Consider the following 14,392-nt stretch of genomic DNA (forward strand, 5'->3'; position numbering starts at 1 on the left):
ACGGAGGGGAAATTTGGAACTGTAAGAGCGATAGCGACCGCCTTTGTTTCCGGATTTCAACCACTATTAAACGGTATAAATCAAGAAATCTGGAAACAACAGCGGCTGGAAGCCCAAATATTCACCGCAGTTGCGACTGAAACTTAACTCAAATAGCCAGGTTCAATATATATAGAAAAAGAAAGACAAGGATGGTGGGAGTATGAGATACAAACTGATTGCACTAGATGTGGATGGTACACTGTTGAATGATGATCACCACTTGAGCACTGAGAATAAAGAAGCCATTGCTGAGGTTACGCGTCTTGGCGGGCAAATCGTGTTATGTACCGGCCGCAGTCCGCAGAACTCGATTCCTTTTATGGAGGAAATGGGGTTGTCTGGTTATGTGCTGGGTCATAACGGAGCTGCAACGGTTCGTGTGAAAGATCGGGAAGTGCTGCATCAATACGGTATGGATGCTCGTGGTCTTGACCCTTATATTGATTATTGTAGAAAGCATGATATTCATTATGATGTGAATACGGCTTTTGATATGTATGTAGATAATGTAGAAAACCTGACCAAAGAAGCCAATTATATGTATGAACACTTCCGTATCGTGCCGGCTACACTGCCAGCATGGGAAGATTTCCGTGAACCGGTTGTTAAGTTTACTGTATTTACACAACCAGAAATCCTTGACGAAGCTGAACGTGAATGGCGTACTTGGACCCATGAGTACAATATTTTGCGCAGTGGTGAATTTTTCGTTGATTTGATGCATCCGGAAGCCTCCAAGGGCAACGCCTTAAAGAATCTGGCTGTGAAGCTGGGAATTCCGCAAGAGGAAGTTCTTTCGATCGGTAATTATTTTAATGATATTTCTATGCTTACATACGCGGGTATGGGCGTTGCGATGGATAATTCTCCGGTTGAGGTCAAAGCGGCAGCGAATGCTGTAACGGGGTCTAACAACGAGCATGGTGTGCGAGATGCGCTGGTTAAATATTGTTTATCTTAAGTTTTTAGGATTTGTAAAATAAATGTAAAAGGAAAGCATAAAGCGGACTTGAATCCGTTTTATGCTTTTTTTACGTAATATACTTTAACTCAGGCTTTTTTGGCGATAATTTTTTTTAACTTTATTTCGGACTTCTTCCCGGTTGAAGGTCCAACTTGTTTGATGAAGAAGGAAAGTAGTAAACCAAGGATGCCAATTCCTACAATAACGAGGTAGGCATCATTGATGCCCTGGATGGTAGCTTCCATCATCATGTGATCCTGTGTTGCACTCTTTGCGACATTTGTCGCCATCAGCTTCTGCATATGAGTCGCGGTACGGCTCATCATGATAGTTACAAGCAAAGAAGTACCTATAGCGCCGGCGACTTGTTTTACGGTATTGGAAATGGCGGTTCCGTGTGCATTAAGCTTAGCCGGCAATTGATTTAATCCTGCAGTTTGTATAGGCATAAGGAACATTGCCATTCCGATCTGCCGGCCTGTTGACATGAAAACCAGATAGATGTAGCTAGTTGAGTCCGTTAAGTTAATAAAGCTTAGAGTCGTGGAGATTGTTATTAGCAGACCGATGATGGCAAGCCATTTTGCCCCGAACCGGTCGAACAGCTTTCCGGTGACTGGCATGAGTAGTCCCATCACAAGCGAGCCGGGAAGCAGAAGCAAGCCCGACTCCATAGCCGAATAGCCGCGGGCACTCTGAAGGTACAGAGGAAGCAAAATCATATCTGCATACATCACGATTGTAACTGCGATGCTTATAACGGTGGTTAAGGAGAACATATTGTATTTGAAGGCCCGGAGATCAAGAAGCGGGTTGTGAGAAGCCAGCTGCCGCCAAATAAATAAACCAAGGGATAGGGTGCCCGCACCAAGAGCCAAGAGCACCTCCGCACTCGTCCACCCCGCGCTGCCAGCCCGGCTGAACCCATAAAGCAAAGATCCAAATCCGATAGTGGATAGGGCGACACTAATCATATCAAGCTTGGGATAGGAGCGTTTCGATACATTTTTCAAATATATAAATCCGCAGACAATAACAACGACAGTGGGTGGAATTATTCCATAGAACATGGTTTCCCAACTGTAATGTTCCAAAACATATCCGGCCAGAGTAGGTCCGATCGCAGGGGCAAAAATGATGGCCAATCCGACCGTGCCCATGGCAGCACCTCTTTTTTCAGGAGGGAATAGCGTTAAAATGACATTGATGAGCAGTGGCATGATAATCCCTGCGCCGGTTGCCTGAATCAAACGTCCTGTCAACAGAACCGGGAAGCTTGCCGCGATGGCCGCAACGATCGTTCCAGTCAGGAAAATGAACATGGAAGTCTGGAAAAGCTGGCGGGTAGTGAAACGCTGCATTAAAAAAGCTGTAATCGGGATCAACACACCGTTCACCAGCATGTAACCAGTTGTTAGCCACTGAGCGGTTGCAGCAGAAATATTGAAATCATTCATTAATTCTGGCATGGCAACACCCATTACCGTCTGATTCAACGTCGCAAGAAAGGCGCCGAAAATCATTACGAACAAAATGGGTCCTTTTCTTAAGGTACTGATGTTTACTTCTCTCTCTCTACTCACTCCACTACATCCTTTCAAATCTTTATTTACAATCAGTTGCTGGTCCTCTTATAGGCATAACGCCACCAATTCTGTGTCGCAACTTCTCAAGCAACATCCTCAGTGTGTACTTAAAATGTTGCTGAGTTGTTAGGCACTTGTTAATGAGATATTAATTCTAATAACCACGACTTGTTTAACATTTATTTAACATCTGTACAAGATAATAGAGCAGCATCAGATAAACAGACTACAGCACAGAATGCTTGGAGGAATGTTAATGAATGATAGTTTTTTGAAGGCCTACGCAGCAAAAGTCAACAAAATTATTGCAAGTATTTTATGGTTTGCTTTGATCGGATTTTGTTTTTTTCTTGGTGGCGATCAGGTAAGAGTGGAGGTGGTTTTCTCACTTTTGCTGGAACTGCTGTTTGTCACATTTTTTATTTTCAAAAAGAAATATCAGCTTCAGACTACAGTCATTTTAGTAGTTGCCATTTTGACATGTACCATTCCATATATAGAATCGCCCGGTGCGGGAATGTTGATCGTGGTTGTACTCTGCGTGGTTTCCTTGTATTTAAACAAAGCTTTGCTTTATGGTTTTGGCGGGATGTATAATCTTTCGTATTTCGTAATCTATTATTCAGAACATCATCAATTCGATACAACCTTCTTTATGACCATAGGTTTTATTGAACTGACTATTGTGGCTTTATACTTTGTTTGTAAACGAAGTTCCGATTTGATCCAGTTATCTCTTCGCAAAGAGGCCGAAGCCCAAGAGCTTTTGGCGGCGATGGATAAAATGGTCAGTGTTATTCATGAAAACACATCCGGGTTAAATGTCGATATCGCGCATTGCAATAACGATATCGGATTTTTAAAGGATATCAGCGATACGATAACTGCGAATATCCAGGAAGTAGCGGAAGGAATTATAGACCAGTCGGAAAGCATCACTCATATCAGCGGAATGATGCATGAGGCAGATAGGAAGATGTCCGAAATCAACCAGTTGTCCCAAAGTCTGGCCGGCACCTCGGAAGCTACTGGTCAAGTAGTCCGCCAAAGCTCAGACAGGATTCATCAAATGGGCGAACAAATGAACATTATCAACACAGCGGTAACGGACTCATTGACCACAGTCGAGGAATTAAACCAAAGCATGGATGATGTAAATACTTTCCTGGGTGCGATCAACCAGATTTCTGATCAAACTAATCTGCTAGCTTTAAACGCTAATATTGAAGCCGCAAGGGCTGGAGATGCCGGTGCGGGGTTTGCTGTCGTAGCCAAAGAAATCCAAAAACTAGCTCAGCAATGCTTAAATACAGTTAAGCAAATCGACGGAATTATTAACAATATCAAAAGTAAGACGCAGCTTGTAGTTGAGAAGGCGAATAATGGTATTATCGCTGTTAAAGAAGGAGAGACGATCAGCGGGCAAGTACTCGAAAGCTTCGACAGCATTAAGACTGCATTTGAGCGTATTGATCGATTCATAGCAAACGAACTGGATATGACCGATCATGTGAGTGTAATCTTTTCACAAGTGAGCGTACAAGTTGAGAATATCTCTGATATCTCCCAAAAGCATGCTGCGGCAACGGAAGAGATGCTGGCAACGACTCAGGAACAGGAGAAAAATATCGATATCATTTACGAATTTATCGGCAGTATCAACAGCTCAAGTATTCGGTTGCAGCAACTGATTGAGAATAGGTCGAAGTAGAACTATTTAAGGTAGCTATAAACTGTGGCCGTTTCTCGGTATTTTACCAAGGAACGGTTTTTTCTCGATTTCCCAGCAGAAATTGCAGGCCTCCTCACTTAGTGAAGGCTTCCGTTTCACTGTAAACAAATAAACAACTCATTAATAAACGAGTTGTTTTTCTTACACAGATATTAATTATTAGCAATCACAAAGGTTGCAAACACTAGGCATGATTAAAGTACTCTCTGAGGATGAGATAGCCAACAAACAGGACAATAAACTCTCTAACCATTCCTTATTCACTCCTCATGTGAGGCTCAGTCTCACTAATCATTGTCTCACTGATCATTTTTGGGGTTTCAATTTCACGTTACTTCACTTTGTTGTACACCCTCTGGAAGTGGAATCTTTTTCTTTTTTAGCAGCATGTAAATCCCTAGAAGAAAAAATAAAACACTGCATCCCATCCCGAACAATGCGCTGGAGCTGATTGCATTAGCGGATTTTTCCATCAAAAGCAGAGTGTATTGAGTCACCACAATGGAAACCATTGCATCTATAAAGCTAATTATTTTCAGCGTAGAGACAATAGGACCTTTCAGATGCCGGTTAGCCATAGTTCCGTAAATGGCAAACCCAAGCTTGGAGAAAGCAATAGTTGCTACCAGATAAACAATGTAACCTCTGAATATTATCACATCACCGACAAAGTACATCCTCATACAGACTAACAGATAAGTGATTCCTAGAAGACAAAGGAAAGCACCACTTCGCTGATAGACATGAAATTCTATATTATATCTTTGTTCGGGGTCCTCGGTATTCTTGGCCACTGTATATTTATACAGTGCCTGACCTCTTGCGGCACAAAGGATTAAGTAATACAACGCGTTTATGATGAACCATCCGGAAAGGAGATAGAGACCGAGGATCAACTTGCCGATGCCCATCAAAGCATTAATAATAAGTGAAGCAACGTTTGTTACGGCAGCTCGGTCTTGATAATCTAACAGGTTGCGGTCAAGTAAATCCTTAATATTTATCTCCTCCCTTCATGTTGTAATGGGTCTTCAGAATCTCGTATCAGTGTCTTACTTTCCTAGTAGAGCATTAGCTTTTTCACACACCTCGTAAATCTTGTCAAACTTCTGATCGATCAGAGGCGCTACCTTGTTCGTTTTTTTCTTGCTGATACTGCTGAAGAGAAAATATGGGATGATCCAGCCTACGAAACCGGGGACTGCTAGAATTATAGAAAGCGGCAGCATGTCAGCTTGATTAGCAAATACAGAACCAGCCATAAACGATGTTCCAATAACACCAATAACATAGGCAACCACAGAAGCACCGATGACTTTGGAACTCTCCAGTGTCTCAATTTCGGCAACAGCGGCGTCAAACTGGCGTTGCAGGCGGGTCAGTTCAACTTTATTACGGATCTTGCGGTCCCGCTTGAACTTTATGGTTACGGAACCAACATTCTGAACTGAGGTTGAAGTACCTTCCAGCGTCCAGCCAAAATTGTTATATCCGTTTGTATATACCGACTCCATTTTGCGTTTTACTGTAATATCTTTGTACTCATAGCCGATAAAATTAGATTCATTTCTTGTGATCTCACTCATGATAATTTCTCCTTTATTTTAAAAAGTTAATTTGTCGAACAATTGCTGCCTCACCTGATGTGATCATTTTACCGTCGATATATTTATGAATTGCTTGCAAATTGTTTATAAAATATTAATTGAAGAATCGTAATGAACTGGAATTGAGGTGTATTTCTGTTTAATGAAAAAAACAGTCTGAATTCGTTTTGCGAATTCAGACTGCTTTTTTTGATCTTATCAAGATAATGAATTATGGTTTAAGGGAATTACTTATTTCTCAGCTTTTAATTGGACTGTGAATGTCGTGCCCTTGCGTAGCTCACTCTTAACAGATATGGTTCCACCGACTAGTTCAATAACACGCAGTGAAAGAGCAAGACCAAGGCCGTTACCCTCCCCGGAGTGAGAAGTATCGCCTTGATAGAATTTATCGAAAATATGTTTCATCGTCTCCTCGTCCATTCCGCAGCCAGTATCTGATACCATAACCGTAATTGTATCTTCATCTGAAGTCTGCGATAAGGTGATGCTACCGCCAGGGGGTGTGAATTTCAAAGCATTGGAGAGGAGATTAAGCCATACGATCTCTAGCATGCTTTCGTCGGCATGAATGATAGCACGGTCCTCTATATCCGCCACAAATTCGATGTTCTTTTCTTCCCAATAATTTTCAAAAGTAAGGGCGCAGTCGCATAGCTGCCTGCACAGATCATAGGGCTCTGCAACGTGATTAATCTCCTGATTGTCCAATTTGTTTAGCTTCAGAATATTGATCACCAGTGTCGTTAATTTTTGGGAGGCCGAAATGATAGTTTCAGTATATTCCGTTCGAAGTTTTGGCGACAAATCAACAGTTTGCAATGCCATTGCGTAACTATGAATGACGGATAATGGTGTTTTAATCTCATGGGATACATTCGATATAAAATCATTTTTGAGGGTTTCAATACTGCCCAGTTCTTCAACCATCTTATTAAAATCCTCGAACATCACGTCTACATAATCCTTTTTATCCGCTCTGTGAAGCGGCTCAAGATAGACTGAAAAATCTCCCTCTGCTACCTGGTTTGCCGCCTCGCTGAGTTTACGCATGGGTTTATCAAAGGCGATGTACTTTTGCCGTGCGGTGACAAGGCAAAAAATGAAGGCAACAATGATCCAATATCCAGTGATTCCAAAGATGTATTGAGTTGGAACGCGTTCTACTGAAATGTAGGCGTCGTATATAAGTGCTTGACCTGCTGTTAGCGTGGACAGCACAATAAAGGTCCACAAAAACTCTTTCCATGAAAAACGCTTGGACTTGAACCGGGCATGCTGCTCCTGCCTCTTACTCATTGCAGCACTGCCTTGTAGCCAAGCCCATGCACTGTCATGATCTTGAAGTCCACACAACAAGAGAACTTGTCGCGAAGTTTGACGATGTATACATCTACGGCACGCAGGCTGGTTTCGCTGCCAATGCCCCAGAACTCGTCCATTAGCTGGGCACGGGAAAAGGTATGTTTGGGGTAGGAAAGCATTTTGTAGAGTATGTTGAATTCCCGTACCGTCACAGGGATTTCCTCATCGTTTACCGTTGCTGTCATATCATCCGCGTCCATCATAAGACTTCCTACCCTCAGTTTTTTTTCGTGGGCAATATTTGCACGTCGAAGTAAAGCGCCCACACGCATTACCAGTTCGTCCATATTGACCGGTTTGACCATGTAATCATCAATTCCAGCGCGAAACCCTTTTTGTTTTGAGGAAATATCATCACGAGCGGTAACAAAAAGAAGGGGGATCGTTTTGTTAATAGCCCTAACCGTTTCCGCAAATTCAAAGCCGTCAATCTCTGGCATCATAACGTCTGAGATGATAAGGTCATACAGGCTGTTATACATCAAATCATATGCTTCTCGTGGGTTTAAACACCCTTTAGCGTCGTATCCATTATTGCAAAGATAGGTGCAGATAATTTGATTAAGCTTTATATCATCCTCGACAACAAGGATATTAACCATGAAAATCATCCTTTCTAAGAAAACTAAAATAATTATAAGAGTTATATGTTAAGAAAATGTTTGGATGGATAGAGAAACTAAAAAACATACTTATCATAGCATAGTGATATACCGAAACGGATTGATAGTATAACTCAGCTGAACCTCAGATATCTGGAAAACTTGGACGAATTGGAAAAATGCAAAACTTTAGTATTTCTTCTGAGTATCATAGCGAATTCGAATGGAAGATAAGTCGTTTACAGGTAATTATAACCATGATAAAATTAGCGGTGGGACATGCGTCCCTAATCTATTAAAACTAATTGAATGTCCGCGTTAAAGGTAAAATCATCGAAAGATGATGACACAAAGCCATGGGTCTAAAGCCTTTCGACAGAAGGAAATGATCGCCAGGCCGCCATAGGGATGTCTTATGAAGCATAAAGGATAGCTCTAAGAATATGTAGTCTATTTTGAGCTCTTTTATTATTTCGACCTATACGGCGTTACATTATCGCAAGGGGCCGAAAGGGGAAGTACATGAACAGTTTTTTCAAAACAATAGGTACTAGTTTGGCAGTAGGTGCTTTATTGCTGTCCGGAACGATCGGATGGATGTCTAATCCAGGAGTAGTGTCTGCAGCTACCTCAACAGTAGTAACCGCGGATCAGATGATCAGCAAAGTAACGGCAGCCTCCAAAGCAATAAAGAATTTCCATCTGGATGTGACCAAAAAACAGGATATTCAAAGCGGCGGGGTGCGTATCAGCAACACCAACACTCTGAAGCTGGATATCAACCGTCTGCCGAATTTTGCCGCAGCAGGCACTGTCGCTAGTAGTCTTTTAGAAACATCGTACAGTCTATATGCCAATGACAAGGAGTTTTACTATCTTGTAGACGGAAGTGAACTGATCGATGAATCTGAAGATGAAGGTTACGACGATGACGGGGAGCCGATCGATCCTGATGCACAGTATTGGCTTGGACTGGAGAAAACGGAATGGGATGCCTTTTACTCTAAAGGCCAATACGATCCTGTTTCCATGCTTGATTCGGTCAAAAGTTATAAAAAATCCATGAAAGTCAGCACGGCTGGCGCACAAACGGTCTTACAATTCACGGTAACCGATCCGACAGCAGCTAAGGGGATAATCAAACTCTATGACCAGGAGAACCTCTGGGATGGTGAGACAGTTCAACCCAAAAGCGTAACGTGGAAATTATTCGTCAATACTAAGACCTGGCAAACGGAAAAGCTGACAGTCGATCTGAGTTATGTGCTGGTAAGTGATGGAGCAAAAGATACATACACCACGAAAATTGAAGCTAAATACTCCAAGAATAATAAAGGTACAGCCATTGTAAAACCGGCCGAACTAGAATAATAAGGACGATTCATATCGAGCAAAAAGCGCTGTTCCGCTGAACAGTGCTTTTTGCTGTATTCAACAGTAGTTGTTTATTAGTTGACAAGAATAAATCATTGCTGTAATTTATATGTATGCGCATGTATATAATATTTTGTTTAAATATAATTTAATGAAAGTTGGGAAAAAGATGATAGCACTAGACACAACATTAACTTTTCGCAGAGGACTGACATTAAAAAACCGAGTGGTTATGGCTCCAATGACCACGCGAATGAGCTTTTATGACGGTGTAGTAACACAAGATGAATTGAAATACTATTCACTAAGAACGGGCGAAGTAGGTGCGGTCATCACTGCGGCAGCAAATGTACAAGAGGGTGGAAAAGGATGGGAAGGTGAACTTAGTGTTTCCTCCGATCAATTTATTCCTAGCCTTAGCCGATTAGCATCTACTATTAAACGAAATGGAACAAAAGCTATTTTACAACTATTCCATGCAGGAAGAATGACAGATTCAAAAATACTACGTGGCGTACAACCAGTTTCCTCCAGCGCCATTGCTGCCGAACGTCCGAATGCAGAAATTCCAAGAGCATTAACAGAAGATGAAATTTTCGGTGTAATTGAGGATTTTAAAAAAGCGACTCAACGTGCTATTCAAGCTGGATTTGACGGGGTAGAAATTCATGGAGCAAACACATATTTAGTCCAACAGTTCTTCTCTCCACACTCCAACCGTCGTGATGATCAATGGGGCGGAAGCTTAGAGAAAAGATTTAATTTCATTAACCAATTAGTGGATGCAGTTATTGCTGTCGTTGACAATTCAAAGGTTAAGGATTTTATTGTCGGCTATCGTTTTTCTCCAGAAGAATATGAAGAGCCTGGAATTAAAATCACCGATACCTTTTATCTTATTGATAAATTAGCTGATAAAAAGCTAGATTATCTGCATATTTCATTAGGGGATTTTAAGAAAGTATCTGCATCAGAAGATTTTAAAGAAAAATCAATCCTGCAATATGTACATGAGAAAATCAATGGCCGTGTACCTTTAATTGGGGTCGGAGATATCCGTACCAAACAGGACGCAGAGGACACGTTGACAAATGCTGAATTAGTAGCAGTAGGACGTTCTCTTATCATTGATCCTCATTGGACAAGTAAAGTGCTGGAGGGTAAAGAAGATATCATCAGAAGAGTACTTGCTGATCAAGATAGAGAAGAACTCGTAGTAGAGAATGGTATTCTAGAATTCCTTAAATTAATGATGCCTGATCGTTTACGCTAAACCCAAACACAGTTTTGAGCGCTATATCTATAACGTTCCGCGGTAATTCCGCGGAACGTTATTTTTCTGTAACGACTCTATTCCCTCTTTAAGATTGTTGTCGTATGTTTCAACATTCGATTCATGAGATTTCGCCGTTCTGTTTTTATGTCGGTGTCGCTTCTCTTTAATGCGTCGCGGATGGGGATGATCTCTGTAATTTTCCTGCCGCTTTTTATTCTTCGATCTACACAAGTCGGAATGTAACCTACGTTAGTTATACTCGTGTGTCCTTTTTCATCCTTCTTTATTTTAAGCGTAAGAATGATACCGCTTTGTGTATAAGGAATATTCATTAGTTTAGTCGAAACAAAATTCCCCAATGAGTAAATAACGAATTGTTTTTTTCCACGAAGCGCTAACGGTTGTAGAACATGTGGGTGAGACCCCAGTATGATGTCGGCGCCATTTTTAAAGAAGAGATTGACCAGCTCTTTTTGCCTCTTGTTTGGAGTGTAACGGTATTCGCTTCCGAAATGCAGATAAAGCAAGACTAGATCGACTTTCTTTTTTAAATCTCGAATCTCCCGAATGATTTTGGGCGTAGATATCCGGTTAACCAGCCATGGCTTACTCACTGGTACAGGAATTCGGTTGGTTCCTGCTGTGTAGGAGAGGATGCCGATCGTAATTCCTTTGACGTTTTTAATAAGAGTTCTCTTGGATTCTTCTAATGATTTAGCTGTTCCCGTGTGGTCGATTCCATTACGGTCTAGAACTCGTAACGTCCGAACCAGACCCGGGGCACCATAATCCATGCAATGATTGTTGGCCGTTACTAATACGTCGAATCCGGCTTGCTTAAGTGCAGGGGCCAGTTCGTCTGGACATTTGAATATCGGACCGCCTGAACGTGGGCTTTTCCGGCATTCGGGGCCACTTCCAGCAAAGGTGGTTTCGAGATTGCCAATTGTCAAATCAGCCTGTTTTAGATAAGGAGCTACTTTTGCAAACAGGGGGCTGAACGAATAGGTTCCGTCAGGCTGTTTAGCATCCGAAATAATATAACGTTTGACCATTAGATCTCCCACAGCAGCTATTTGTATTTCAGTCATGGATATCCACCTTTTTATTATTTTCATTAGGATATGGCATAAAGTTGTTATGGGTTATTCTTTCTTTAAGGCGAAGTGCAAACATTTGTGTGGCTTTTTATTTAAAATGTGACCCAACGCATAATCACTTTATTTAGATCGTCTAAATTTAAGGTATTCATTTTTTTTCAAACTTTTATAATTTGATTCAAATCCTCTTTTTTGTTTGGCAACCATAATAAAATAAGGTTGTTGATAAACATTATCAATCAAACATTGGAGGTTAAAGAAATGAGTACACAATTCAAAAAAATCGCCGAGGATACTTACTGGATAGGCAAAATCGATAACCGCCAGGTTCCGTTTCACCGCCTGATTCTGGCAAAAGGAACTACCTATAATTCTTATTTATTAAAAACAGGTAAGCCAACTGTCATTGATACCGTAGATATGGAATTCGGACGTGAATATGCCGAGTGCCTGGGTGAAATGATTGATCTTCTAGATATTCATTACATTGTAATTAATCATACAGAGCCTGATCACTCTGGTGGACTGGCAGCTCTCGCTGCCAAGGCTGCAAATGCCACGATCGTATGCACCGAGATTGCTGTTCCAGAATTGCAGGAAATGTACAAGCTTCATAGCCGGAACTTCCTGGTGGTTAAAGACGGAGACAAGCTGGATATTGGCGGGAAAACGCTGCTGTTTAAAGAAACACCGTATCTCCATACCGCCGAAACGATGATAACCTATTGTATCGAAGATCAAATCTTATTTCCTTGTGATATTTTCAGCACGCATGTTGCGGTGGAGAATCTATTCAGCGATGAAGCCGGGTTTGATATTACGGAAGATTTCCAGGGCTATTACGCAGCTATTATACATCCTCATAGAAGATATGTAAGAACACTGTTAGAGGCTGTTAAGGATCTTGAGATCCGGATGATCGCTCCTTCCCATGGGTTTGTGATCCGGGAGGACATACGTAAATATATCGGGATGTACGCCACATTGAGCCGCGAAACGACGCAAGGAAAAAAGGCAACCATCGTTTATACCACCATCAAAAACAGTACCAAGAAGATGGCCAAAATTATACAGGATTGCTTGCAGGAAAATAATATTGAGACAGAGGTCTGGGATGCAGATAAAAGCAGTGCCACCGATATTCTGAACAGCATAACGTCAGCTGACGCGGTCTTTATTGGCAGCTCCACTAAATACGCGGACATGATTGGGAATCTGGAGAACATTCTGAAAGAATTGCACAATATGAATCTGGAAGGCAAACTTGCTGCAGCCTTTGGCTCCTACGGTTGGAGTGGTGAAGCCATTGAAGTCATTCAGGATTATCTGAATGGAACAAACATGACGGTGCAAAGCACATCTGAGGTTATTAAATCCACGGGGATGACACATGTAGAGTTCCCTGTACGAATCAGGTTTTCCCCGAAAGAGCCTGAGAAAGTTCAAAAAATTAAAAATGCGGCTGAATTTGTATCGGATTTGCTGCTGAGTTCATTTTAGGGAGGGGAGCATAGGATGACAAAACATTACGTTATTGTTGGCGGCGGAGTAGCCGCCGTCCATGCCGCCAAAGCCATCCGTGATCAAGACGCAGATTCGGAAATTTCGATCCTCGGGGAGGAAAGCCAACTGCCCTATAACCGGATTAAGCTGACTAAAGGGCTGTTTACCGACCTGCACAGTGAGAAGGTGCTGATTAAAAAGGAAAAGTGGTACCGCGATAACCGTATATCCGTAAAAACCTCGACCCGAATCCGTTCTGTCCACCCGGACCGGCAAATTGTTGTGACAGAAGATGGGCAGAGTGTTTCTTATCATAAGCTTTTACTGTGTATGGGAGCGAAGAATCGTGAACTTTCCCTTGAGGGCTCCGGCCTGAACAATGTCCATACCCTCCGGGACATGAACGACGCGGACAGATTGAAAGAAAACCTGCAGGATGGCAGCCATGTAGCCGTAATCGGTGGTGGAGTGCAGGGAATCGAAACCGCTTGGGCGCTGCATGTAGCTGGATATCAGGTAACGGTGATCGAAGCTTTTCACCGGTTGATGGGCAGACAGCTTGATGAGAAATCCTCACAGCTACTTAAGGAGAACCTTGAACAAGCAGGTGTGAAGGTTATTCTTCAAGCAGATGTGGCGTCTATTACAGGAACAGAGTTTGTTACCGGAATTACGCTGGACGACCAATCTCATTTTTCCTGTGACCATGTGGTCTACTCCATTGGTATTGTACCGAATACGGAACTGGTAAGTGGCTCGAGTATTCAAGTCCGGCAGGGCATTATCGTAAATGAACAAATGCAAACAAATGATCCACATGTGTACGCAGCCGGAGATGTGGCTGAAGTTAACGGGCATGTGGAAGGACTGTGGGGCGGAGCGATTGAGCAGGGCCGGATTGCCGGCAGTAATATGGTTGCCAATCTGACTGCGTATCGTAGAGCTGTTCCGGTTACCTTATTTAACGCCTTTGGCATCTCTTTATTTTCGATAGGCAACGTGGATGAACGGTATTGCGATACGGTGGTAAGCGGAGAAGAAAATGGGGCGTATACGCGAATCTATGTGAAAGATAACACAATGATTGGTGCGATATCCTGGCAAGGAGCAGCTGCTTCACTGGGGTATAAAACCGCTGTAGAGCAAGGCATCCCCCTTGAGGGGATCGTTGTTAACGGGAGCAGCATCGAGGAGATTATGGCTGAAGTACAAACCAGGTTGAACTAAACTATTAACTTTTT

General features: G+C 42.2%; 12 protein-coding genes and 1 riboswitch. Of the genes, 6 read left to right on the plus strand and 6 right to left on the minus strand.

Going from position 1 to position 14,392, the window contains the following annotated elements; all coding sequences use genetic code 11:
* Positions 1–202: 202 nt before the first annotated feature.
* The gene (locus NYE72_RS10485) at positions 203–1,003 is read left to right on the plus strand and encodes a Cof-type HAD-IIB family hydrolase (protein ID WP_036689337.1); all 801 of its coding nucleotides are present in this window, start codon (positions 203–205) and stop codon (positions 1,001–1,003) included.
* A gap of 89 nt (positions 1,004–1,092) precedes the next feature.
* Here the strand turns inward: NYE72_RS10485 and NYE72_RS10490 are convergent, their stop codons facing one another.
* Positions 1,093–2,529 carry a DHA2 family efflux MFS transporter permease subunit gene (locus NYE72_RS10490; RefSeq protein ID WP_339212066.1) on the minus strand — a complete coding sequence of 479 codons (1,437 nt, stop codon included), beginning with the start codon at positions 2,527–2,529 and terminating at the stop codon, positions 1,093–1,095.
* A 319-nt stretch (positions 2,530–2,848) separates the two neighbouring features.
* Here NYE72_RS10490 and NYE72_RS10495 point away from each other — a divergent pair, with 319 nt between their 5' ends.
* On the plus strand, positions 2,849–4,303 hold the full coding sequence (locus NYE72_RS10495; RefSeq protein WP_339211762.1) for a methyl-accepting chemotaxis protein: 1,455 nt from the start codon (positions 2,849–2,851) through the stop codon (positions 4,301–4,303).
* Positions 4,304–4,650: 347 nt separating this feature from the next.
* On the opposite strand, the gene NYE72_RS10500 is transcribed toward NYE72_RS10495, so the two are convergent.
* From NYE72_RS10500 to NYE72_RS10515, 4 genes are all read right to left on the minus strand, one after another.
* A complete protein-coding gene (locus NYE72_RS10500; RefSeq protein WP_256717608.1) occupies positions 4,651–5,001 on the minus strand; it encodes a hypothetical protein in 351 nt (116 codons plus the stop codon).
* Positions 5,002–5,376: 375 nt separating this feature from the next.
* Complete coding sequence (locus NYE72_RS10505; RefSeq protein WP_339211763.1) at positions 5,377–5,910, minus strand: hypothetical protein; 534 nt, start codon at positions 5,908–5,910, stop codon at positions 5,377–5,379.
* Between the two features lie 252 nt (positions 5,911–6,162).
* The gene (locus NYE72_RS10510; RefSeq protein WP_038569848.1) at positions 6,163–7,230 is read right to left on the minus strand and encodes a HAMP domain-containing sensor histidine kinase; all 1,068 of its coding nucleotides are present in this window, start codon (positions 7,228–7,230) and stop codon (positions 6,163–6,165) included.
* Positions 7,227–7,898 (minus strand): response regulator transcription factor, encoded by a 672-nt coding sequence (locus tag NYE72_RS10515; RefSeq protein ID WP_038569850.1) that lies wholly within the window; start codon positions 7,896–7,898, stop codon positions 7,227–7,229. The genes NYE72_RS10510 and NYE72_RS10515 overlap by 4 nt, the downstream gene beginning before the upstream one ends.
* A 313-nt stretch (positions 7,899–8,211) precedes the next feature.
* Positions 8,212–8,303, plus strand: a riboswitch (cyclic di-GMP riboswitch).
* A 117-nt stretch (positions 8,304–8,420) separates the two neighbouring features.
* Between NYE72_RS10515 and NYE72_RS10520 the strand changes: the two genes are divergently transcribed.
* Both NYE72_RS10520 and NYE72_RS10525 read left to right on the plus strand, forming a co-directional pair.
* Positions 8,421–9,269: a DUF6612 family protein gene (locus NYE72_RS10520; protein ID WP_036689342.1), complete on the plus strand. Its 849-nt coding sequence runs from the start codon at positions 8,421–8,423 to the stop codon at positions 9,267–9,269.
* A 112-nt stretch (positions 9,270–9,381) separates the two neighbouring features.
* On the plus strand, positions 9,382–10,545 hold the full coding sequence (locus NYE72_RS10525) for an NADH-dependent flavin oxidoreductase (RefSeq protein ID WP_256717037.1): 1,164 nt from the start codon (positions 9,382–9,384) through the stop codon (positions 10,543–10,545).
* A 77-nt stretch (positions 10,546–10,622) separates the two neighbouring features.
* On the opposite strand, the gene NYE72_RS10530 is transcribed toward NYE72_RS10525, so the two are convergent.
* The gene (locus NYE72_RS10530; RefSeq protein WP_076100879.1) at positions 10,623–11,639 is read right to left on the minus strand and encodes a CapA family protein; all 1,017 of its coding nucleotides are present in this window, start codon (positions 11,637–11,639) and stop codon (positions 10,623–10,625) included.
* Between the two features lie 270 nt (positions 11,640–11,909).
* On the opposite strand from NYE72_RS10530, the gene NYE72_RS10535 reads away from it, so the two are divergent.
* Positions 11,910–13,148 carry an FprA family A-type flavoprotein gene (locus tag NYE72_RS10535; protein ID WP_076100878.1) on the plus strand — a complete coding sequence of 413 codons (1,239 nt, stop codon included), beginning with the start codon at positions 11,910–11,912 and terminating at the stop codon, positions 13,146–13,148.
* A gap of 15 nt (positions 13,149–13,163) precedes the next feature.
* On the plus strand, positions 13,164–14,378 hold the full coding sequence (locus NYE72_RS10540) for an FAD-dependent oxidoreductase (RefSeq protein WP_076100876.1): 1,215 nt from the start codon (positions 13,164–13,166) through the stop codon (positions 14,376–14,378).
* Positions 14,379–14,392 lie beyond the last annotated feature (14 nt).

The sequence above is a fragment of the Paenibacillus sp. FSL L8-0333 genome, from assembly GCF_037965665.1.
GTDB lineage: Bacteria > Bacillota > Bacilli > Paenibacillales > Paenibacillaceae > Paenibacillus_AQ > Paenibacillus_AQ odorifer.

Coding starts and splice junctions, on each gene's coding strand:
- NYE72_RS10485 (WP_036689337.1), top strand. CDS start 203: ATGAGATACAAACTGATTGCACTAGATGTGGATGGTACACTGTTGAAT.
- NYE72_RS10490 (WP_339212066.1), bottom strand. CDS start 2,529: ATGATTTTCGGCGCCTTTCTTGCGACGTTGAATCAGACGGTAATGGGT.
- NYE72_RS10495 (WP_339211762.1), top strand. CDS start 2,849: ATGAATGATAGTTTTTTGAAGGCCTACGCAGCAAAAGTCAACAAAATT.
- NYE72_RS10500 (WP_256717608.1), bottom strand. CDS start 5,001: ATGTACTTTGTCGGTGATGTGATAATATTCAGAGGTTACATTGTTTAT.
- NYE72_RS10505 (WP_339211763.1), bottom strand. CDS start 5,910: ATGAGTGAGATCACAAGAAATGAATCTAATTTTATCGGCTATGAGTAC.
- NYE72_RS10510 (WP_038569848.1), bottom strand. CDS start 7,230: ATGAGTAAGAGGCAGGAGCAGCATGCCCGGTTCAAGTCCAAGCGTTTT.
- NYE72_RS10515 (WP_038569850.1), bottom strand. CDS start 7,898: ATGGTTAATATCCTTGTTGTCGAGGATGATATAAAGCTTAATCAAATT.
- NYE72_RS10520 (WP_036689342.1), top strand. CDS start 8,421: ATGAACAGTTTTTTCAAAACAATAGGTACTAGTTTGGCAGTAGGTGCT.
- NYE72_RS10525 (WP_256717037.1), top strand. CDS start 9,382: ATGTATGCGCATGTATATAATATTTTGTTTAAATATAATTTAATGAAA.
- NYE72_RS10530 (WP_076100879.1), bottom strand. CDS start 11,639: ATGACTGAAATACAAATAGCTGCTGTGGGAGATCTAATGGTCAAACGT.
- NYE72_RS10535 (WP_076100878.1), top strand. CDS start 11,910: ATGAGTACACAATTCAAAAAAATCGCCGAGGATACTTACTGGATAGGC.
- NYE72_RS10540 (WP_076100876.1), top strand. CDS start 13,164: ATGACAAAACATTACGTTATTGTTGGCGGCGGAGTAGCCGCCGTCCAT.